At 67.2% G+C, this 21,407-nt stretch carries 22 protein-coding genes; 17 read left to right on the top strand and 5 right to left on the bottom strand.

All coding sequences use genetic code 11. From position 1 onward, the window contains the following. The first annotated feature begins 7 nt into the window (after window positions 1–7). A complete protein-coding gene (locus QN350_RS04115) occupies window positions 8–1,468 on the top strand; it encodes a nitronate monooxygenase (protein WP_322138552.1) in 1,461 nt (486 codons plus the stop codon). Between the two features lie 62 nt (window positions 1,469–1,530). On the opposite strand, the gene QN350_RS04110 is transcribed toward QN350_RS04115, so the two are convergent. Continuing rightward, the gene (locus tag QN350_RS04110; RefSeq protein ID WP_322138553.1) at window positions 1,531–2,430 is read right to left on the bottom strand and encodes a D-hexose-6-phosphate mutarotase; all 900 of its coding nucleotides are present in this window, start codon (window positions 2,428–2,430) and stop codon (window positions 1,531–1,533) included. Between the two features lie 114 nt (window positions 2,431–2,544). Further along, window positions 2,545–3,483, bottom strand: a complete 939-nt coding sequence (locus QN350_RS04105) for an NAD(P)-dependent oxidoreductase (protein WP_322138554.1) — start codon at window positions 3,481–3,483, stop codon at window positions 2,545–2,547. Window positions 3,484–3,584: 101 nt separating this feature from the next. Here QN350_RS04105 and QN350_RS04100 point away from each other — a divergent pair, with 101 nt between their 5' ends. From QN350_RS04100 to QN350_RS04085, 4 genes are all read left to right on the top strand, one after another. After that, entirely contained in the window at window positions 3,585–4,643 is a 1,059-nt protein-coding gene (locus QN350_RS04100; protein WP_322138555.1) for a D-2-hydroxyacid dehydrogenase, read from the top strand. A gap of 19 nt (window positions 4,644–4,662) precedes the next feature. Beyond that, on the top strand, window positions 4,663–5,430 hold the full coding sequence (locus tag QN350_RS04095) for an SDR family NAD(P)-dependent oxidoreductase (protein ID WP_134448468.1): 768 nt from the start codon (window positions 4,663–4,665) through the stop codon (window positions 5,428–5,430). Between the two features lie 79 nt (window positions 5,431–5,509). Next, window positions 5,510–6,565: an L-idonate 5-dehydrogenase gene (locus QN350_RS04090; RefSeq protein WP_322138556.1), complete on the top strand. Its 1,056-nt coding sequence runs from the start codon at window positions 5,510–5,512 to the stop codon at window positions 6,563–6,565. A gap of 6 nt (window positions 6,566–6,571) precedes the next feature. Further along, window positions 6,572–7,102: a gluconokinase gene (locus QN350_RS04085; RefSeq protein WP_322138557.1), complete on the top strand. Its 531-nt coding sequence runs from the start codon at window positions 6,572–6,574 to the stop codon at window positions 7,100–7,102. A gap of 24 nt (window positions 7,103–7,126) precedes the next feature. Here QN350_RS04085 and QN350_RS04080 read toward each other — a convergent pair whose 3' ends face one another. After that, window positions 7,127–7,999, bottom strand: a complete 873-nt coding sequence (locus QN350_RS04080) for an NAD(P)-dependent oxidoreductase (RefSeq protein WP_323507843.1) — start codon at window positions 7,997–7,999, stop codon at window positions 7,127–7,129. Between the two features lie 175 nt (window positions 8,000–8,174). On the opposite strand from QN350_RS04080, the gene QN350_RS04075 reads away from it, so the two are divergent. The 11 genes from QN350_RS04075 to QN350_RS04025 all read left to right on the top strand — a co-directional run bounded on the left by QN350_RS04075 (window position 8,175) and on the right by QN350_RS04025 (window position 19,162). Continuing rightward, entirely contained in the window at window positions 8,175–8,966 is a 792-nt protein-coding gene (locus tag QN350_RS04075) for an IclR family transcriptional regulator (protein WP_322138559.1), read from the top strand. Window positions 8,967–9,195: 229 nt separating this feature from the next. Then, the gene (locus QN350_RS04070; protein ID WP_323515868.1) at window positions 9,196–10,524 is read left to right on the top strand and encodes an MFS transporter; all 1,329 of its coding nucleotides are present in this window, start codon (window positions 9,196–9,198) and stop codon (window positions 10,522–10,524) included. A 41-nt stretch (window positions 10,525–10,565) separates the two neighbouring features. Continuing rightward, window positions 10,566–11,303, top strand: a complete 738-nt coding sequence (locus tag QN350_RS04065) for a fumarylacetoacetate hydrolase family protein (RefSeq protein ID WP_323515866.1) — start codon at window positions 10,566–10,568, stop codon at window positions 11,301–11,303. 126 nt (window positions 11,304–11,429) lie between these two features. Next, window positions 11,430–12,152 carry a TetR family transcriptional regulator gene (locus tag QN350_RS04060; protein ID WP_323515864.1) on the top strand — a complete coding sequence of 241 codons (723 nt, stop codon included), beginning with the start codon at window positions 11,430–11,432 and terminating at the stop codon, window positions 12,150–12,152. Continuing rightward, complete coding sequence (locus tag QN350_RS04055) at window positions 12,149–13,222, top strand: ABC transporter ATP-binding protein (protein WP_323515861.1); 1,074 nt, start codon at window positions 12,149–12,151, stop codon at window positions 13,220–13,222. Before QN350_RS04060 ends, QN350_RS04055 begins: the two co-directional genes overlap by 4 nt. Beyond that, window positions 13,219–14,046, top strand: a complete 828-nt coding sequence (locus tag QN350_RS04050) for an ABC transporter permease subunit (RefSeq protein ID WP_322138566.1) — start codon at window positions 13,219–13,221, stop codon at window positions 14,044–14,046. Before QN350_RS04055 ends, QN350_RS04050 begins: the two co-directional genes overlap by 4 nt. A 55-nt stretch (window positions 14,047–14,101) precedes the next feature. Next, on the top strand, window positions 14,102–14,989 hold the full coding sequence (locus QN350_RS04045; RefSeq protein ID WP_322138567.1) for an NAD(P)-dependent oxidoreductase: 888 nt from the start codon (window positions 14,102–14,104) through the stop codon (window positions 14,987–14,989). Between the two features lie 132 nt (window positions 14,990–15,121). Further along, window positions 15,122–15,964: a fructose-bisphosphatase class II family protein gene (locus QN350_RS04040; RefSeq protein ID WP_322138568.1), complete on the top strand. Its 843-nt coding sequence runs from the start codon at window positions 15,122–15,124 to the stop codon at window positions 15,962–15,964. A 141-nt stretch (window positions 15,965–16,105) separates the two neighbouring features. After that, window positions 16,106–16,402 carry a hypothetical protein gene (locus QN350_RS04035; protein WP_322138569.1) on the top strand — a complete coding sequence of 99 codons (297 nt, stop codon included), beginning with the start codon at window positions 16,106–16,108 and terminating at the stop codon, window positions 16,400–16,402. A gap of 24 nt (window positions 16,403–16,426) precedes the next feature. Next, window positions 16,427–18,115: a zinc metalloprotease gene (locus tag QN350_RS04030; protein ID WP_323515856.1), complete on the top strand. Its 1,689-nt coding sequence runs from the start codon at window positions 16,427–16,429 to the stop codon at window positions 18,113–18,115. A gap of 99 nt (window positions 18,116–18,214) precedes the next feature. Beyond that, on the top strand, window positions 18,215–19,162 hold the full coding sequence (locus QN350_RS04025; protein WP_323515853.1) for an MvdC/MvdD family ATP grasp protein: 948 nt from the start codon (window positions 18,215–18,217) through the stop codon (window positions 19,160–19,162). 30 nt (window positions 19,163–19,192) lie between these two features. On the opposite strand, the gene QN350_RS04020 is transcribed toward QN350_RS04025, so the two are convergent. After that, window positions 19,193–19,984, bottom strand: coding sequence for a ferredoxin reductase (locus tag QN350_RS04020; RefSeq protein WP_323515850.1), 792 nt, complete (start codon window positions 19,982–19,984; stop codon window positions 19,193–19,195). Continuing rightward, the gene (locus tag QN350_RS04015) at window positions 19,981–20,574 is read right to left on the bottom strand and encodes a sulfite oxidase-like oxidoreductase (RefSeq protein WP_281533617.1); all 594 of its coding nucleotides are present in this window, start codon (window positions 20,572–20,574) and stop codon (window positions 19,981–19,983) included. Before QN350_RS04015 ends, QN350_RS04020 begins: the two co-directional genes overlap by 4 nt. Before the next feature lie 87 nt (window positions 20,575–20,661). Between QN350_RS04015 and QN350_RS04010 the strand changes: the two genes are divergently transcribed. After that, a complete protein-coding gene (locus QN350_RS04010) occupies window positions 20,662–21,363 on the top strand; it encodes an SOS response-associated peptidase (protein WP_322138573.1) in 702 nt (233 codons plus the stop codon). Window positions 21,364–21,407: the final 44 nt, after the last annotated feature.

Here is a 21,407-nt window from a genome sequence, read left to right as displayed (position 1 = left end):
GGCCCTCTTGTCCGACAGCTCACTCCCCGTGGTCATCCAGGGCGGGATGGGCATGGCCGTCTCCTCCTGGCGGCTCGCCAACGCTGTGGCCCGCACCGGTCAGCTCGGCGTCGTGTCCGGCGTAGCGCTCGACTCCGTGCTCACGAGACGCCTTCAGGACGGCGACGACGGCGGCCATATCCGCCGCGCCCTTGCCGCTTTCCCGGTTCCCGCCCTCGTCGCCCCCGTGCTCGACCGCTACTTCCAGGCCGGGGGACGCGCGGCAGGCGAACCGTACCTGCCCATCCCCAAGCTCTCGCTCACGCCGACCCGGGAGCAGCAGGAGCTCAGCGTGCTCGGCAACTTCACCGAAGTCTGGCTGGCCAAGGAGGGCCACACCGGGATCGTCGGGATCAACTACATGGAAAAGGTGCAGCTGGCGACCCCGTCGGCCGCACTCGGCGCCATGCTCGCCGGGGTGGACTTCGTGCTGATGGGGGCCGGCATCCCGCGCCAGATCCCGCACCTCCTCGACGAGCTCACTGCGGGCCGGATCGGCACGATCGACATCGACGTGCACGGTGCCGCAGCGGATGCCGTGCATACCGTGAGCGTCGATCCGGTCGACGTCCTCGGGGTCACCCCGGAGACTCTCCCGCCCCTCCGCCGTCCCTTCTTCGTCGCCATCGTCTCGGCGCACGTTCTCGCGTTCTACCTGGCGCGGGATGCGGACATCCGCCCGGACGGGTTCATCATCGAGGGTCCGACGGCCGGCGGCCACAATGCGCCCCCGCGTGGGCGGCTCACCCTCGACGACGACGACCAGCCGATCTATGGCCCGCGCGACGACGCGAACATCGTCAAAATCGCCGAACTCGGCCTGCCGTTCTGGCTCGCCGGCGGCTATGGCCAGCCGGAACGCCTCGCCGTCGCGCTCGCCGCGGGAGCACAGGGCGTGCAGGTCGGCACCCTGTTCGCGCTCAGCCAGGAGTCCGGTCTCGCCCCCGGCCTGCGCGACCAGGTGCTCGGTCGCCTTGACGCGACAGAGCTCTCTATCCGCACCGACGCCGCCGCCTCGCCGACCGGGTTCCCGTTCAAGGTCGCCCAGCTGCCGGGCACGTTGTCGGACCCGGCGGTCTATGCCGAACGGGTGCGCCTCTGCGACCTGAGCTACCTGCGCGAGCCCTATGCGAAGAAGGACGGAACGGTCGGGTTCCGCTGCCCGAGCGAACCCGTGCACATGTACGTGCGCAAGGGCGGCACCGCCGAGGACGCCGCCGGCCGCGCCTGCCTCTGCAACGCGCTCACCGCGACGGTCGGCCTCGGCCAGACCCGCAAGACCGGCTACGTCGAGGCGCCCTTGCTGACGCTCGGAAACGACATCGACGGCGCTGCCGTGCTCCTCGCGGCGCACCCAGCGGGCTGGAGCGCCGCGGACGCCGTCGGCTGGCTGCTTCGCGACGCCACGGTTTCCCCGACCGCCCTCTGACCCCTACCTTTCCGGTCGAGAGTGCCCGGTGCGCGGGTCACTCTCGACCGGAAAGGTCACTCTCACGCGGCTGGGGTGACGGTGAACTCCGCCGTCATCGTGTGGCTCGCGCCGGGCGCGAGCGTGATCGCGTCCGCGCCCACGTTGCAGGTCTCGACGCAGACCATGCCGGTCCACTCCTGGGAGCCGAAGTCCGCCATTGCTGCCGCCTTGTCGATCCAGGGGTTCCAGACCACGGTGCTCTCGGAGCCGGTCTTCGTGACCGCGATGCTGCGCGTTCCATCGTCGATGACCGTCGCCGCCGTCGTGCCGGCGTAGACCCGGTCGGTCTCGGCCGTGAACAACACGGGTTCCGGGGAACCGGGTGTGGGTGTTGCGCCCCCGACCTTGTCGAGGAACGGAACGCCCTCGAGCCCCGCCACGGTCGTGTGGTGGATGTCGTCGATCGCGAAATAGCTGTGCAGCGCCTCTTCGACGGTCACGGGCACCGTGTCCCGGTTGGTGACGGTCAGCTCGAGGCGGAGCGTCGCCCCGACAGTCACGGTGTAGCGGGCCTCGAACGGATGCGGCCAGGCCGACGCGCGGGTCGCGGGCGAGTCCGTGAGGTGGAAGGTCAGCACCACATCGTCACCGACCTCGGCGGCGCCGGACAGCTGCCACTCGGTCACGCGGGCAAAACCGTGGGCCGGCGCCGTTGCATCCGCCGCGTTGGGACCGAACCAGGGGAAGCAGATCGGGATGCCGCCGCGGATGGCCGTCCCCGGGGTGAAGCGGCTCGCCGCGCTCATCCAGATGACGGGGGCACCGCCTGCCGGAACCCAGGAGGCGACGTGTGCGCCGTGCAGGTACACCTCGGCCGACCCGGCGCGGCCGGTGACACGGACGATGGGGAGCCCGCCGATGCCGGGGGCGAGGTGGACGGACGCCGGCAGAACGGGAAGCGCGGTGGGAACAGTTGACATGGGAAACCTCCAGGGTTCACTCGATTTTCCCACAGTGGGACTGTTGATGAGCAGGCGCGACTCTCAGCCGGTGCCTGCCCGGTGTGCGGCAGACACCGGACCATCAGGGTGCGGTTAGGCGACTGCGACCGGTGGCGGGTTCTTCGACTCGACATAGGCCCGCGTGACCGCAATGTCCTGGTCGCCGAAACCGCGTGCGGTGAGATCGGTGAAGGTGTCGAGCAGCAGACGTAGCTGAGCGGCATCGGTGCCGGTTCGATCGGCTTCTTCGAGTGCGTAGCGGAGATCCTTGATCATGTACCTCGCGACTCCGGACGGGCGATAGTCCGCGTCGACGATACGCCGCTTCCGGCTGTCCAGGACCCGGCTGCCCGCGTACCCGTTTTCGAGAAGGTCGAAGAGGGCGCCGAGGTCGAGGCCGCTCCGTTCCGCCAGGACCGCAGCCTCGCCGAGCGCCAGAATATTCGCCGCCACGATGAGTTGATTGCAGAACTTGGCGATTGCGCCGGCTCCGAGCGGACCGAGGTGCGCCGGGGTGCCGATGGCCCGTAACACGGGCAGTGCGAGGTCGACATCGTCAGCGCTGCCGCCGACCATAATCGAGAGTGTCCCCGCGACCGCACCGTCTTCGCCGCCGCTCACAGGGGCATCGACGACGTGGAGGAGACCGTTGGTCTCAGTTGCGAGCCTGTCCGCGAGCTCACGGATGCCGGACGCGGAGGACGTGGAGGAAATCACCAACAAAGTGGGGGTCGTGATACCCGAAACGATACCGTCGGGTCCGTTCAGAACCTGTTCAAGTTGCGGAAGGTCCGGGAGCATGTCGACGATGATGTCGGCCTGTTCAGCGAGCCGCCGCGGGGATTCCGCCCAGGAGGCTCCCGAATCCAAGAGTTCGGAATAGCGTTCGCGTGCTCGGTCGCTGATGACAACGTTCCAGGAGGCCGCAGGGCTGCGCAGGAGGCTTGCAGCCATCGGGCGGCCCATCACTCCCAATCCAATGACTCCGACAGTAAGCGAATTTGCAACAGGAAAACTACGTTGGTTTGACATGCTGTTCACTCTAGCGAACTCTGTTCAGTAGGATGGATGCAGCTTGACATTCAGGAGCGCCGCACACCGACCCCTATTCGGCGCAGAAAAGGGTAAATACAGTGATCGAATCAGATACTCGCCTTCGAGTCGTTGTCGCGGCTCCACTGTCCGAGGAACTATGCCACCGCATCGAAACGGGTGAACCCCGCCTGCAGCTCATCCGCGATCAGGAGCTGTTGCCCCCGCAGCGCCATCCCGGCGATTTCAACGGCGACCCTTCCTTCCACCGCACCGCTGCGCAGCAGGAGCGTTTCACGGCCCTCGTCGATAGCGCGGATGTGCTCTATGGCATCCCGGACGTCGATTCCGCGGCACTGAAGAAGACCGTCGGAGTCAACCCGCGCTTGCGCTGGGTGCAAACCATGGCGGCGGGCGGCGGCGGACAGGTTGCCGCCGCAGAGCTCAGCGCGGCGCAGCTGGAACGGGTTGCCTTCACGACTTCCGCCGGCGTGCATGGCGGTCCCCTCGCCGAATTCGCACTCTTCGGGGTGCTCGCCGGCGCCAAGTCATTGCCGCGCCTCCTTGCCCAGCAGCACGACCACACCTGGAGTGGCCGCTGGACCATGGGGCTTGTGAGTGAGCAGACGGTCCTTGTCGCCGGTCTCGGTGGCATCGGTGCCGGAGTCGCTTCCCGTCTTGCCGCACTCGGCGCACGCGTGATCGGCACGACCCGCGGCTCGCAGGACATCCCGGGAGTCTCCCGTTTCATCCAGCCCGAAGAAATCCCCTCCGTGGCGCACGAGCTGGATGCTGTCGTCGCGACCCTGCCCGGGACCGCTGCGACCAACGGACTCTTCGGCAGCGAGTTCTTTTCCCGGATCAAGCCGGGCGCGACCGTCGTGAACGTGGGACGTGGGACCGTCATCGACCAGGACGAACTGTTGCGTGCGCTGCGGAACGGCCGGGTCGGGTTCGCGGCCCTCGACGTGTTCGCCGAAGAACCCCTCACCACCGACAGCCCATTCTGGGACCTGCCGAACGTCCTGGTCAGCCCGCACACCGCCGCTCTCAACGCTGCAGAGGACCGGCTGATCGCCGAGCTCTTCACCCGCAATGCCACTCGCTTCCTCGACGGACAACCCCTGATAAACCGGGTCGATACCGTCGAGTTCTACTGAAAGACACAGGAGAGAACTGATGAACACGCTATTTGACGTCTCGGGGAAGACGGCACTCGTCACGGGATCGAGCCGAGGAATCGGACTTGCGCTCGCGGGCGGCCTCGCGGACGCGGGAGTGCGGGTTGTCGTCCACGGACGCAACCGCGATCAGGTTGACGCGGCCCGCTCCGGGCTGGAGAAATCCGGCCGGGTGGAAACGATCGCATCCACCTTCGACATCACCGACCCGGCCGCCGTCGCCGATGGAATCGCGGCGATCGAGAATGAGTGGGGTGTGCTGGACATCCTGGTCAACAACGCAGGAATTCAGCGCAGGGCCCCGTTCACCGAGTTCACCTTCACTGACTGGAACGACATCGTCGCGACCAATCTCACCGGTGCATTCCTGGTCGGCCAGCAGGCCGCTCGAGGGATGGTGACCCGCGGCAGCGGCAAGATCGTGAATATCGGATCGGTGCAAAGCCAGCTCGGGCGAGCAGGCATTGCGCCATACGCTGCGACCAAGGGCGGAATCTCCATGCTGACGAAGGGCATGTGTGCTGACCTTGCGGTCAGCGGCATCCAAGTGAACGCCCTCGCGCCCGGGTATTTCGCGACAGAGCTCACGAAGGCTCTGGTCGCGGACGAGGCCTTCAGCTCCTGGGTGCGCACGCGAACACCTGCCGGACGCTGGGGCGATGTCGCAGACCTGGTTGGCACCCTGATCTACCTCGTGTCGCCCGCGTCGGACTTCGTCAACGGGCAGACGATCTTCGTCGACGGCGGAATGACCGCCGTGGTGTGACGAGACCCGGTCAGGAACCTGGCCTGCACACAGCGGATTCAGCGAACGGAACCACATTTACAGGACAGAGGAGTCCAACATGTCGAATATTCACACCGGCGTTCTCGGCGTTGTCGCCCACGCCAAGGGAGACCTTCGGGTCGAGGCCATCGGAGAGCCGCGGCCTGAGGCTGATGAGGCGGTCGTTGAGGTCGCCTTCGGTGGCATTTGCGGATCAGACCTGCACTACTGGCTCGATGGGGCGGCCGGAGAATCCATTCTCCGAGAGCCGCTTCTGCTCGGGCATGAAATCGTCGGAACGGTCGTCACGTCGGCCGCGGACGGATCCGGACCCGTTGCCGGGACCCGTGTCGCGGTACACCCCCTGACGCCTGGGCCGGGTGATGGCAGTCGCTATCCGATCGAGCGGCCGAATCTTGCACCCGGCGGGACCTATCTCGGCAGTGCTGCCCGGTTCCCGCACCGGTCGGGTGCATTTGCCAGGCGGGTCGCGCTGCCCAGCCGGATGCTGCGGAAACTCCCGAAAGGGCTGTCGCTTCGCGACGCCGCTCTCGCGGAACCGGCCGCCGTTGCGTGGCACGCCGTTGGGCGAGCAGGCGAGGTGCGCGGCAGACGAGCTCTCGTTGTCGGGTGCGGTCCGATCGGGTCGCTCGTGATCGCCGTGCTGCGGCACCATGGCGCAGCGGAGATCATCGCGGTCGACACGGTCGAGCCGCCCCTGTCGAGGGCGCGCCTGCTCGGTGCGACCCAAACGCTCCTCGCCACCGATGCGGACGCGATTGCGCGCGTCGACGCCGATATCGTGATCGAGTCGTCCGGCAACTACCGGGGACTCGAATCGGCGGTGCGCGGTGCCACCCGTGGAGGACGCATCGTGATGGTCGGACTGCTGCCGTCTGGCGAGCAGCCGGCCCTGATCTCGCTGGCGATCGTCCGCGAGCTGGAACTCGTCGGATCGTTCCGGTTCAATGACGAGATCGACGAGGTCGTGGCCGCTCTCGCCGACGGCTCCCTCGACGTCGGCGGAATCGTGACCCAGGTCTTCCCCGTTGGTGAGGCCGCTGCGGCCTTCGAAATCGCCCGCGACCCCGCTGCATCCGGCAAGGTCTTACTCAGCTTCGAAGAACGGGACTAGAACGCCATGATCAACTCCGTCCAACATCCGCTTGTCGTCGTGATGGGAGTGTGCGGTGCGGGCAAGTCGACAGTCGGTGAACAGCTTTCGCGGGCCATCGGCGAGTCGTTCATCGACAGCGACGTGCTCCACCCCGCGGCCAATATCGCCAAAATGGCCGCAGGCCGTCCCCTCGACGACGCGGACCGGATGCCGTGGCTCTCGCTCGTCGGCGGCGCCCTTTCCGCCTCGCGAGCCGATGGCCAGGGGCTCGTCATTGCATGCTCCGCGCTCAAACGGAGCTATCGGGACGCGATTCGTGCCGAGGCGCCTGGAACGTACTTCGTGCACCTTTCTGGTACTCCTGAATTACTGGCGGCGCGCCTCCGCGACCGCGGAGGACATTTCATGCCGCCTGAGCTTTTGGAGTCCCAACTCCGTACTCTTGAGCCGCTCTGCGACACCGAGGAGGGAACCGTCGTCGACATCGCCGCAGGGGTCAGCGAAATTGTTGCCGCTGCGGTCACGTCCCTGCGGGTTCCGGCGGTGTCTCAGTAGCTGCCGACGCCTCGACCAATGAAATCAAAGACTGCCGACGTATCGGTGGATGACGGCGAGGTCCTGGTCTCCGAGGCCCGCTTCGGTCAACCGTAGGAAGGATTCCCGCACGGCGGCCAGGGTCGGGGCCACCGTGCGGGTATCTGCAGCAGCGTCTGCCGCGAAACTCAGGTCCTTGACCATGAATTTGGCCGCCCCTGTTGGCGTGTAGTCGCGCTCGACGAGCCGTCGACCCTTCGTCTCCAGAACGCGGCTGCCCGCATAGCCGCCCTGGAGAAGGTCCAACAGGGCGCCAAGGTCAAGGCCGGAGCGTTCGGCGATCACGCTCGCTTCGGCGATCGCGCTCATTGTCGCAGCGACGATGAGCTGGTTGCAGGCTTTGGCCACGGCGCCGGCTCCAAGTGGCCCCAGTCTCAATGGGGACCCACAGGCGCTGAGGACCGGCAGGACGCGTGCGACGGGTTCGACGTCGCCGCCGACCATGATCGAGAGTGTTCCTGCTTCGGCGCCTTCGGTGCCGCCGCTGACGGGGGCGTCGACAAGAACCATTCGCTCGTGCGTGCCGTGACGGAGTCGAGCGTCGACCGTGCGCAGTCCGGCACTTGAGACCGTGGCCGAGACGACCACGACAAGCTCCGTGGACGCTTCGGCGACGCCGTCTGGCCCGAAAAGAACTTCCTCCACCTGAGGCAAATCGGGAACCATGAGGATGAGGACGTCTGACTGCTCCGCGAGTTCGCGCGGCGTGCCTGCCCATGCCGCTCCGGCTGCCAGAAGCGCCGCAGAACGTTCTCGTGATCGCCCCGTGACCGTGACTTTGCGGATGTGCCTGTCCGGTCCGCTGGCGCGGAGCAGGTTCAGGGCCATGGGCAACCCCATGTTTCCCAGCCCGATCATTCCCACGGATACAGGACCTGATTCGGCGGGGGGCAACGTTGACATTTGAACAGCATACAGAACCGCATTCACCACTGTGGATGGTGATCGCCCCGTGAAAGTGGGCGACTGGTACCATCGGGGTGTGTTTCGGCTGCCGCCATGCGGCGCAGCGCGGCGCCAAGGAGGAAGCGGAATGAGCGTCATCGAGGTTGAAAAGGGTGCTCAGGCGCCGGCAGTCTTGAAGGCGGTCAGGATCCTCGATCTGCTCGCGCTCTCGCCCGGCCGCGCCCGTTCCTTGAGCGATATCGCGAGAGAGTTGGGTATAGCCAAGTCGTCGACGTCCAATCTGTGTGCGTCGCTCGAAGAGGGCGGGCTCATCCGGCGAAGCGGTGGAGGATATCTACTGGGCAGACGCGCGGTCGAGCTCGGAAGCGCTTACCTCGCGGGGTTCGACCAGATTCGGGAGTTCTACCGGATCTGCGAGGAGTCGGAGGTGCTCACCACACAACTTGTGCAGATTGCAATGTTGGACGGAGCCAGGGTCCTCTATCTGGCGGCGTACGAAGGGAGGGAGCGGTTCCCGTTGTCTGCGGGCGTCGGAGATCGCTACCCGTCGTCAGCGACCGCGGTGGGTACGGTACTCCTCGCGGAACTGCCACCGGACGAGGTTGAAGCGTTGTACGCGGACCCCAATCGACTCGTGACTTTCACTGATCGTTCAACGAAGGACCTGGAGACGTTGCAGCGGAAGTTGAAGATGACGCGTGAGCGCGGATATGCCATCGATGAGGGTGAGATCCACTTGAGCGTGGTCGGTTTGGCAGTCCTCGTCCCTTCGACGCGAAGCGGAGAACCATCGTTCGGAATCGGTGCGTCGCTGGTGCATCCGAATGATTCACCGGAGGAGCGGGCCCGCGTCCTGGCGGCTCTTCGGGTGGCGGCAGCGGAGCTGACGCGACCGACGATTGTTCCCGTCGAAAAATAATCGTTCAGAATGCCGAACCCTGTTCAGCCGGGTGTAGCATCATTCCTACGGGCACAGACGCCCGCATCGACGCCTCGACTTGGGTGAATTCCGAGTAATTCATTCGACTCAGGGGTCATCCAATGGAGGGTGAGACATCGTGAGCAGTGAGAATCAACCGGGCGGTTCCAGTGGGGCCTCGGATCCGGATTACGCGGCGAATCTTCGTCGGGCCACTTTGGCATCAAGCGTGGGCAGTGCGCTGGAATATTACGACTTCGCCCCGTACGGGCTCGCGTCGGCCCTGATTTTCAGCAAGGTATTCTTCTCCAACCTCACACCTGCCGTTGCCCTGGTCGCGAGCTTCGCCACCTTTGGGGTGGCCTTCGCCGCACGTCCACTCGGGGGGCTTTTCTTCGGCACGATCGGCGACAAGCTCGGTCGTAAATGGGTTCTACTCACGACGATCGCCATCATGGGTGGCGCATCCACTCTCGTCGGCGTCTTGCCGACCTATGAGCAGGCCGGCCTGTGGGCCCCGGCTCTCCTGGTTTTGCTCAGGCTCTTGCAGGGCTTCGGTGCTGGTGCCGAACAGGCGGGTGCGACGGTCCTTATGGCCGAATACGCACCCGTTCGCCGACGCGGCTTCTTCGCGGCCCTCCCCTTCATTGGGATTCAGGCAGGAACCTTGCTTGCCGCGGGAGTGTTCGTTTACCTCGGCACCCTCCCCACGGAGGTCCTGCTCGCGGGAGTGTGGCGCATTCCCTTCCTCGCCTCCATCCTGCTCATCGGTGTCGCCGTCTTCATCCGGATGCGCCTGCGGGAAAGCCCGACATTCATCACTCTCGAAAAGCAGGATCAGGTTGCCGAGAGTCCCCTCCGCGAGGTTTTCCGCGGCTCATTCCCCTCGGTTCTGCGTGGAATCGGCCTGCGGATGGCGGAGAACGGGGGCTCCTATATCTTCAGCACCCTAGCCGTGAGTTTCGTGGTCACAACCGTTGGAGTCGGCACGTGGATCGGCCCGCTCGCCGTCGCGGTTGGATCGTTGGTCGGGATGGTGACGGTTCCGTTCGCCGGTCACCTCTCTGATCGCTTCGGACGGGTCCCCGTCTACCGGTTCGGCGCGGCGGTCCTTCTGGTGCTTGCCTTCCCCGGCTGGTGGCTGCTGTCGCTCGGAAACCCTGTAGTCGTCATCATCGTGATCGCCGTTGCAATCGGCCTCGGAGTCAACACCATGCTCGGCGCGCAGTGCGCGCTCCTTCCTGAAATGTTCGGCAACCAACACCGGTATCTCGGTGTTGCGACGTCACGGGAATTCAGTGCCATCCTTGCCGGCGGGATCGCGCCGGTCCTCGGTGCTTTCCTCATCGGCGCCAGCGGTGGGGCCTGGTGGCCACTGGCCATCTATGTCTTCATCCTCGCCGCGATCACGTTCGCAACGACTTTCGTGACACCCGAGACCCGCGGCCGTGACCTGACGCTTCTCAACGACGCACTGTTTGACAGCGCGGTTCAGGTTGAGACACGTCCCGAACACATGGTGTCGCACAAGGAATTCCTCGCACGTGTCGGCAGCTGACGCAGCTTCTCTCCTCATTCGACCAAATCAGAAAGCACAGCATGCGGATAGCACGACTCGAAACTCCAGAAGGGCCCCGCTCTGCGGTGGCCGTGGACGATCGTTGGGACTTCATCATCGATCCTTTCGCCCGGGAAATCATCTTCACCGGGGACTCGACACCCATGGACGGTGCCGTGCTCCTTGCCCCGGTGCAACCCGGCCTCGTCGTCGGAATTGCTCATAACCTCACCAACAACAACCATGTCCTGCCCATTCAGGCCTGGCAGAAATCGGCACACACCGTCGCGGGGCCTGGCGACGAGATTCTGGCTCAGCGTGGCGTGGGAACGGTCAATGTCGAAGGAGAACTGGCCGTCGTCATCGGGCGATCGGCTACCGGGCTCACTGTTGAAAACGCCTTCGACTACGTTCTCGGATTCACGGTCGCGAACGACGTGACGAACGTCGATCAGGTACCCGTCGACGAAAAGAATTTCCAGAGCAAAAGTGGAGTCAACTACACACCGCTCGGCCCCTGGATCGAGACCGAGGTGACCGACCCCGAGAACGTGAGCACAGAGGTCGCGATCAACGGTGAGGTGCGCGCCCGGTCCGGGTCGTTCAACCTCCCGTCGAGTGTTGCCGCGACACTCGCGTACGTGACGCGCTGGCTCACCCTGGAACCCGGGGATGTGATCATGACCGGTGCTCCGAACACCTTTGTCGCCGTTCATCCCGGTGATCGCGTCGACATCACTCTCGAGGGGATCGGAACGCTCAGCAGTACCGTCGGCTGATCGTCAACCGGGAAGTCCCAGAGCCCGGGTGCTCGCCCTGCAGGCTGCAGGGCAAGCACCCGGGCTCCGGCATGTCACCCACCGAGGGCCTTGACCCGCACTGAACAAGTGTTTAGCATGTTGAACATGCGTACAGCTCGTCCCTCTCCACCGGAGGACCTCACGGCGCGGGCCCTGATCAGGGATGCCGCGATCGTGCACTTCGCGCGCGACGGCTTCCGTAAGACGAGCCTGCGGGCGATCGCCACCACGGCGGGAGTGAGCGCGAGCCTCGTCGTGCACCACTTCGGCAGCAAGGAACGCCTCCGCGCCGAGTGCGACGAATTCGTGATCGGGAATATGCTCGCCACCGCCCACGACAAGGCGAGCCCGGCCGGGCTCCAGGCCGTGATCCAGAGCTACCTCGCGAACCCTGCGGAATACGAAGTCGACGTCGCCTACCTGTCGCGGGCCATCAGCGAGGAGACGGCGGCCGGCCAGAATTTCGTGGACACCATCGTCGACGAGACCGAGGCGATCATCCGGGCCGGCATCGCCGACGGAAGCATGAACCCCTCGTCCGACCCGCGTGCCGAGGCCGTGCTCATCACGATGACGAGCCTCGCGATGATGACGATGACGTCTCACCTCGCCAGGGCACTCGGCTTCGAGGGCCGGGGACTCGGGCAGGAGACGATGCGGCGGCTGGCGCTGCCGTCGGTCGAGCTCTACACCCATGGGCTCTACACCGACGAGACCGTGCTGAACATCACCCGGAACGCGCTCGCGGCTACTCCGGAGCCCGCTTCGGTTCCCGGAGCAGAGCCTATGCCTGCCTGGGAATACTCCAGACGAGAGGACACGCGATGAGTCACGTCGAAACAGTGAACCGACCGAACCCCGGCGCCTCCTCGCCGTCGACGGATGCCGCGATCGAGGCGGTCGAGGTCACCAAGCACTTCGGCAGCACCCAGGCCCTCCGCGGCGTCACGTTCACGGTGCCGCGAGGCAGCGTCTTCGGCGTGATCGGCCCCAACGGCGCGGGCAAGACCACGACGATGCGCGCCCTGCTCGACATCATCCGGCCGAGCTCCGGGTACGCGACCGTGCTCGGCACCGACTCCCGGAACGCCGGTCCGGAACTCCGCCGCCGGATCGGCTTCCTGCCGGGCGAGCTGATCCTCGAGGGCCGCATCACCGGCCACCGGCTGCTGCAGCACTACGCCGACATCTCGGGTCCCGTGCGCACCGGCCACATCGAGGAACTCGCCGAGCGTTTCCACCTCGACCTCGGCCAGCCCGTGCGCAAGCTCTCCCGCGGCAACAAGCAGAAGCTCGGCATCGTGCAGGCGTTCATGCACGAGCCGGAACTCCTGGTGCTCGACGAGCCCACGAGCGGCCTCGACCCGCTCATGCAGCAGGAATTCCTGCTGCTGGTGAAAGAGGCCCGCGACGCGGGGCAGACCGTCTTCCTGTCCTCGCATGTGATCAGCGAGATCCAGCAGGCCGCAGACGAGGTCGCGATCCTCCGGGACGGGCGCATCGTCACCGTCGCGAGCGTCGAGGCCCTGCGCCAGACCGCCGTGCGGCACCTGCGGATGACCGCCACCGGCATCCGCCCCGCCGAACTCACCGAACGGCTCGGCCGGCTCGAGGGCATGGCCGGGCTCGTCTGCACGACCGTTGCCCCGCCTGCCGGCGAAACGGGCACCGCCGGCACGGCCGTCGCGACCGAGGCGATCGCGACCCTCGAGGGTGCGATCGCGCCGTTCATCCAGGCGATCGCGACGCTCGCACTGACCGACCTCGTGCTCGAAGAACCCGACCTCGAGGAATCCGTGCTCAAGCTCTACACCGCACCCCCCGAGGTCACCGCCGGATACCGCGCCACCGGTCACGCCCGGGGCCGACGCGCTCGCGCACGGAAGGAATCGAAATGACCGCCGCCACGGCAACGGATGTCCACCGCACGCCCCTGCCCCTCTTCGGCAAGTCCCTCTCCGACGGCTGGCGCGCGGTCCTCGGCTGGTGCCTCGGCATCGCGGCCGCGAGCATGCTCTACCTGCCGCTCTACCCGAGCATGGCGAGCACCTCCGAGATGCAGAAGCTCATCGACTCGCTCCCGAAGGCCCTGATCCGCACCCTCAACTACGACCAGATCAGCACGGGGGCCGGCTACACCCAGGCCACCCTTTTCGGCCTGATGGGGTTCCTGCTGATCAGCATCGCGACGATCGGTTGGGGCGCGGCCATGCTCGGCGGCGACGAGGAGTCCGGGCAGCTCGAGCTGACCCTCGCCCATGGCGTCACCCGGGTGCAGGTCGTCGTGGAGCGCTTCGCGGCGCTCGTGCTCAAGGTCGCGATGATCGCCGCGGTGATGTTCGTGCTGGTCGCCGTGCTGAACGGCCCGAGCCAGCTCGGCATCGACCTGGGCTATCTGGCGCAGACGTGCCTGTTGTTCGCCGGTCTCGTGCTGCTCTCCGGCACTGTCGCGATGCTCTGCGGCGCTCTCACCGGCCGCAGGGTCTGGGGCATCGGCGGTGGCGCCTTCGTCGCGGTCGTCGGCTACGTGTTCAACGCGCTCGGCAACCAGAGCGCCGACCTCGAATGGCTGCACGGGCTCTCGCCGTACTACTGGGCCTTCGGCAACTTCCCGCTGACGAACGGTGGCCAGCCCATCGCGCTCCTCGCCTTCTACGGCGGCTCCCTGCTCGTCACCGCGGCGACCGCGCTCGTTCTCCGTCGGCGCGACATCGGCGTCTGACCGGCGCCGGGCGGGGTAGCGTGAAGGCTTCCGCACGTTCAGCAAAGGAGCGCTCATGAAGGTCGTCGTCACCGGTGCCAACGGAAAAGTCGGCCGGGCCGCCGTCGAAGCCCTGCTCAATGCAGGTCACGACGTGACCGGGGTCGACCTCGCCCGCCCGGTCTTCGAACGGGCCGTGGAGGGCGCAGCGCGTTACCAGATGGCCGACCTGACGGATGCCGGTGAGGCCTTCGCCGTGATCCGAGGCGCCGACGCGGTCGTGCACACCGCCGCGATCCCCGACCCGACCGCGAACCCTGCCCACGTGGTGTTCCGCACCAACGTGATGGCGACCTTCAACGTGCTCGAGGCCGCCGTGCGATTCGGCGTGCCGCGTTTCGTCAACATCTCGAGCGAGACCGTGCCGGGATTCCTGTTCGCCGAGCGCGGCTTCCTGCCTGAGTACGCGCCCGTCGACGAGGACCACCCGGCGCACCCGCAGGACCCGTACGCGCTCACCAAACTCTTCGGGGAGCAGCTGATGGACGCCGCCGTCGCACGTTCGGACATCCGCTGCATCTCCCTGCGGCCCAGCTGGGTGCAGAACGAGGACAACTACGAGCAGAACCTCGGGCCTCTCGTGCGCGACGCTGAGCTGGCAAGCGGAAACCTCTGGAGCTACACAGACGCCTACGACCTCGCGGACGCGATCGTGCTCGCCGCCGAATCGGAGCTGCCCGGCCACGAGGTGTTCTATATCGCCGCGCCGGACACTGCCGGCGGTCGCGACTTCGCCGCGATGCTGCACGCGCACTATGGGGACACGATCCCGCTGCGGCCCCTCTCCCGCCCGGATGCCTCCGGCATCTCGAGCGCCAAGGCGCAGCGCCTGCTCGGCTGGGCTCCGAAGCGGTCCTGGCGGGACTACCTCGCCGCCGACGGCACGGCGCTGGTGCGCTCGTGACCCGCGTTCGTAACACGGAAGAGTTAGGCTGACGCCATTCCAGTATCCGGTACACCCGTTCCCGTCCATCCCTCCGCCGAGCCGGAAATCGAGCCGACGGGCATCCCCCGTGGCTCCGGTTCCGGTGCCGTCGTGCTCGGCGCGCACTCCTATCCCGCAGGCCTCGTCGACCGCGTGCGAGAGGCGACGGATGCCGCGGCGGCGGCCTGCCTGCCGTGGCTCGGCCGGGGCGACAAGATCGCCATCGACGCCGCTGCGGTGGCCGCGATGCGGGCCGTGCTCGCGGACGCACCGTTCCACGGCACCGTCGTCATCGGTGAGGGTGAGAAGGACAAGGCCCCCATGCTGGCCAACGGTGAGGCGCTCGGCCACGGCGGCGCGCCGCTCTGCGACGTCGCCGTCGACCCGCTCGACGGCACCCGCCTCGCGGCCGCCGGCCTCCCCGGCTCGATCTGCGTGATCGCCCTCGCCCCGCGGGGCACGATGTTCGATCCCGTCGACGTCTTCTACATGGACAAGCTCATCTGCGGGGCGGCCGGACACGGGGTCGTCGACATCCGCCGACCGATCGCGGAGAACCTCGCCCGGCTCGCCGCCGTCACCGGCGTGGCCGTGGCCGACCTCGTCGTCGTCGTGCTCGACAAGCCCCGCCACGGGTCGCTCATCGCCGAGATCCGGGCCACCGGCGCCGAGCTCCGTCTTGTCGGCGAGGGCGACATCGTCGCGGCCGTCGCGGCAGCAACCTCGGGGACCGACGTCGACGTCGTCGTCGGCATCGGCGGAACCCCGGAGGGCATCATCGCGGCCTGCGCCGTTCGGGCGCTCGGCGGCTTCATGCAGGGGCGCCTCGCACCGCAGACGCCCGAGCAGCGCACGGCCGCCCTGAAGGCCGGGCACGACCTCGACCGGGTCCTCGAGCTCGACGACCTCGTCGCGAGCGAGGCGGTCCTGTTCGTCTCGAGCGCCGTCGGCTGACGGTGAACCGCCCTCCTGCCGACGCTGCGCTCGCAGCGAGGCCGCGCTTCCGATGAGAGTGCGCTCCCATTGACACCGTCACCTCCCGACGACATACTCACCGGTAGGTGCTGGAGCGACCGCGACGGGGAGGTCTCGGCTATGCGCGACGATCTTGTCGGAACCTGGGTGCACTCGCACGAAGAAAGCCACGACGGCGTGCAGGTCTACCGGCCTGACGACTACCCGTTCCCGCCGTCCCGCGGACGGTCCTCGTTCAGCCTCCGTGCCGATGGCACCGCCGTCTCCGGCCAGCCTGGCCCGGACGATCGCGGTGTGCTCGCCCCGGGCGCCTGGCATCTCGAGGGCACCGTCCTGTCACTGAGCAGTCCAGAGGGGACCGCTCGCTACGAAGTGCTGGCCGCGGACACGAAGCACCTGGAGCTGCGACCGGCCTGACTTCCGATGTAAAGGAGGCCACTGATGGCCGTCAAGGAACAAGAGCCACCCGCCCCAGAAGACGTACTGCCGACCCGTCGCAGCTGTGCCACGAGCGAGGTCAATGAGCGTCTGATCCGCACGGTCGACGGCTACGCCGAAGCCAGGGCCGAGATCGAGAATCGCACATACCGCGTTCTCAGCGCGGGAGTCGCACTCCGCACCGGCTGCACCCAGATTCCCGTCGTCGTGCACGTCGTCTACCGGAACGCGGCCGAGAACGTCTCGGCCGCCCAGATCGACAGCCAGATCGCCGTGCTGAACGCCGACTTCCGGGCGGCCAACGCCGACCGGTCGACGACGCCGACGGTCTTCCAGCCCCTCATCGGCGATGCCAGGGTCACGTTCAAGCTCGCGAGCACCGACCCGGCGGGTAACCCGACGGACGGCATCACCCGCACCTCGACGACGACGACGCCGTTCAAGTCCAATACCGACAACGTGAAGTCCGCGGCGACCGGCGGAGCGGACCCGTGGCCGTCCGACAAGTACCTCAACCTCTGGGTCTGCGGTAACCTCCAAAGCGGTTCGGGCCAGGCGCTCCTCGGTTACGCCCAGTTCCCGGGAGGCCCGGCGGCCACCGACGGTGTCGTGATCGTTCACACCGGATTCGGCACGACGGGGACAGCGGCCGCACCGTTCAACCTGGGCCGGTCCGCCACCCACGAGATCGGGCACTGGCTCAATCTCCGGCACATCTGGGGCGACGACGGCAACGGATGCTCCGGCAGCGACTTCGTGGCCGACACCCCCAACCAGGCCGGGCCGAACTTCGGTGCGCCCACGTTCCCGCATCCGTCGTGCTCGAACGGGCCGAACGGCGACCTGTTCATGAACTACATGGACTACGTCGACGACAACACGATGTACATGTTCACCAATGGCCAGGTCGACCGGATGCAGGCGGCCCTGGACGGACCGCGCTCGAGCATCGGGGTCACCGGGCCCTGCATCGGCAAGTCGGGCAAGGAACTGTCCAAGGACTTCCCGAAGGACCGGCCGAAGGACTTCATCAAGGAAGATCCGAAGGACCTGATCAAGGACAGCCCGAAGGACTTCGTGAAGGACCGGCCGAAGGACCTGATCAAAGACAACCCGAAGGACCTGATCAAGGACAACCCGAAGGACTTTGTGAAGGACCGGCCGAAGGACCTCGTCAAGGACCAGCCGAAGGACTTCGCGAAGGACCCGATCAAGGAGCAGATCAAGGACAACGGCAAGGACATCATCAAGGATCAACCCAAGGACGGGAACAAGGACCGGCCGAAGGACCTCGTCAAGGACCGCCCCAAGGACCTGGGGAAGGATTTCGTGGATGACATTCCCAAGCAGCTCCGTGACCCGGTCAAGCAACTCGGTGGCGAGGTCGGACCGATCGACCCCGGGCCACTCACCGGCCCGCTCACGGGAGCAGGCGGCATCGGCGATCCCGGTGGGGTGTTCGGCGGAGGGGCGACCCCCTTCGTGATCGGCACAGGCAAGGACGGTGCCGCTGCGGCGGAACCCGACCAAGGTGCCGACGGGGGTCCGCTCCTGGGCATCGCCCAGCAGCTCGGCGGGCTGTTGGCCGACTACGCGAACGCGGCGGCCACCGGTCAGCTCACCGGTGCAGAGGTCGCGCGCTGGCAGCAGCTCGCGAGCGTCTACGCCCAGGTGATCGCCCTGCTGGGCTGAGGTGCAGGTAACTGAGTTGGAGACAGCAGGAATGAGAGCGGCCTCGACCGCCACGGGAACACCGGACGCCGGTGGTCCCGTGGCGGAGAGGCGCGCCCCGTGATCCTCATCGTCAGTTTCCCGGACAACGCCCACGTCGAGCGGGTACGCGAGCACCTTGCCCGCCCGGCCACCGTGTTCGACATCGCCGACTTCCCGCATCGAACCCGGCTGAACGTGCGCTTCGGACCCGGGGCAGACGCGATGTCGTTCACCCCGGCGGGACAGCCCGAGATCCGCCTCGCCGACATCGGGGCCGTCTGGTACCGGCGGGTGCGCCCGATCGGCCTGGACCCGGCCCTCACGGATGCGACCAACCGGCTCTTCGCCTGGTCGGAGAGCACCGAGGCCCTCACCGGGCTCTGGCATGCCCTGGAGTGCTTCTGGATGAATCCGCCGGCCGCCGACGAGGCCGGGCAACGCAAGATCCGCCAGCTGCAGCTCGCCCGCCAGGTCGGGCTCGCCATCCCGGACACCCTCATCACTAACGACCCGGACCAGGCAGCCGCCTTCATCGACGCCCGGCCACCCGAGGGGGTGATCCGGAAGGCCTTCCGGAACATCGCCGAGGCGCCCCGGTCGACGGCCACGGTCACCGCCGCGGACCGCGGCCACATCGATGACGTGCGCTACGCGCCCGTCACATTCCAGGCGTTCGTGCCCGCCGACCTCGACCTGCGCGTGATCGTCGTGGAAGACGAGATCTTCGCGGCCGCGATCCGCTCAGAGCCCGAGTACCGCACCGACTATCGCCTCGGCATCGGGTCGGCCGAGTTCAGCCCGTACCGGCTTCCCGACGACGTCGCCTCCGCCCTGCTCGCCCTCCACGCCCGGCTCGGCCTCGCCTATGGGGCCTCGGACTTCCGCGTCACACCGGACGGCGAGCACGTCTTCCTCGAGGTCAATCCCGGCGGAGAATACCTGTTCGCGAGCGACCGCACCGGCCAGCCCGTGCCGCAGGCCATCGCCGCGAGTCTCGACCGGCACGACCGGCAGCACACCGGGTGACCCCGACCCGGTGCGACTCGGGCCCGTGACTCAGGCTCCCTCGGCGCCGCCGTAGCGCTCGGTCCGGATCCGGGCGGGATCCCGGCCGGCCCGCACGAGGGCGTCCGCCACGAACTCGACGAAGGGGGTCGCACCGCACACGAACGTCAGCGCGCTGCTGCCGAGGGTCTGCACGCTCGCCGCGAGGCGGGTGACGTCGAGGCGGCCGGGTGAGTGCGGCCATCCGCTCGGGGCACGCCGGGTGTACACCCAGTCGAGGTGGAACCGCGGGGAGACCCGGGCGAGTTCCTCGAGTTCAGCGCGGTAGTACGCCATCTCGGGTGAGCGCACCGAGTAGAGCAGGCGGAACGGCGTCGGGTTGGTGCTCGCCTCGTGGGCGCGGATCATGGCCATCAGCGGAACGACGCCGGAACCGCCGGCGATGAGCTGAACCGGTGCGGGCTCTTCGTCGCGCCAGACGAACCAGCCGCCGATCGGTCCGCGGATCTCGAGCCGGTCGCCGACATCGAGGCCGCGCACGAGATACGGCGACACCTCACCGTCGGCGAGTTCCTCCACGGTGATCTCGAGGACCCCGCCCGGTGCGGCCGACGCGAGCGAGTAGGAGCGCACGGCGGTGTAGCCGTCCGGCGCGGTCAGGCGCACGTCGATGTGCTGGCCAGCGACGAGCCCGGGCAGCTGCGGCCCGGCATCCGACGCGGGCGGCCGCATCCGGATCGTGCGCGCCGTCGGGGTCTCGGCACGGGCCTCGACCACCAGGACGTCGTGCCAGTCCGAGGCGTTCCACGTGGAACGGGCGGCGCTCGCCGGGACGTCGCTCACCAGTACCGTTCTTCACGCCAGGGGTCACCGTGCATGTGGTACCCGTTCTGCTCCCAGAATCCGGGATCGTTGCGGGTCGACAGCTCGATGCTACGCACCCACTTCGCGCTCTTCCAGAAATAGAGCGCGGGCACGAGCAGCCGGGCAGGGCCGCCGTGCTCCGGAGCGAGCGGGGCGCCGTCGAACTGGTGCGCGACCCAGGCCTTGCCGCCGCGCAACTCGTCGAGCGGCACGTTGGTCGTGTACCCGCCGTAACTGCGCGCCATCGCGAACCCGGCCCCGGTGTCGACACCCTCGAGCAGCGTGTCGAGGGAGACGCCGCGCCAGCCGGTGCCGAACTTCGACCAGCTCGTCACACAGTGGATGTCGACGGTCACGTCCTCCTGGGGCAGCGCCTGGAACTCGTCCCAGGTCCAGGTCGTCATCAACCCGGACTCGCTCGTGATGCTGAAGCGCCACTCCTCGGCGGACACCCGTGGGGTGGGTCCGATCGAGAGCACCGGGAAGTCCGTGACGAGGTGCTGGCCCGGCGGCAGGCCGGGTACGGGTTCGCGGCGACGGCCCATGAAACCGGGCGAAAAGAGACCCATGGCGACTCCTCCAGAGATGCGATTGCCGGATTCGCACAGCCTAGCGGCGCGATTGTCAGGACGCACCTGCCGGATTACCCTGTGCACATGTGCGGACGCTTCGCGATGGACAAGGACACCGACGATCTGATCCAGGAGTTCGTCGCGACCGGCGGTGATTTCCGGGACTGGCGGCCCTCGTACAACATCGCGCCGACCGACCGGGTTCCCGTGGTGCGCGAGTGGGAACACGACGGCACGGTCACCCGCGAGGTGGACGCGGCGTCCTGGGGGCTCACGCCGGCCTGGTCGAACGGCGGCAAGCGCCCCGCGCCGATCAACGCCCGCCTCGAGACCGTAGCCACCAACGGCATGTTCCGCACGGCCTTCGATTCCCGACGGTGCATCGTCCCGATGACGGGCTACTACGAGTGGGAGGACCTCCCGGACGGCAAGCAGCCGCACTTCATCCACGGCGATGGGCTCCTCGCCGCGGCCGGGCTCTACGCGGCGCGCAAGGAGAGCGACGATTCGTGGTCCCACAGCATGACGATCATCACGAGGGAGGCCCGCGACGCGTCCGGCGAGATCCACGACCGGATGCCCGCATTCCTCGAACGGAATGTGTGGGACGAATGGCTCAGGCCGGGAAAGCTCACCGACCCGAATCACCTGCTCGACCTCCTCGACCGGACCTCCATCGCCGTTGCGGCCCACATCGAGAGCTACCCGGTGTCCCGGCGGGTGAACAGCGTGCGGGTGCCCGACGCCGAACGACAGGACCCGGCGCTCATCCGGCCGCTGTCCTGAGGCGCACAATGGAAGGGCGGCCCTCGAATCGTGCCGCAGCTGGA

Origin of the sequence: Cryobacterium sp. 10I5 (assembly GCF_035019865.1) — a bacterium.
GTDB classification, from domain to species: Bacteria; Actinomycetota; Actinomycetes; order Actinomycetales; family Microbacteriaceae; genus Cryobacterium; species Cryobacterium breve_A.
The sequence above is the reverse complement of the archived record's forward strand: the minus strand, read 5'-3'. Positions and strand labels throughout refer to the sequence as shown.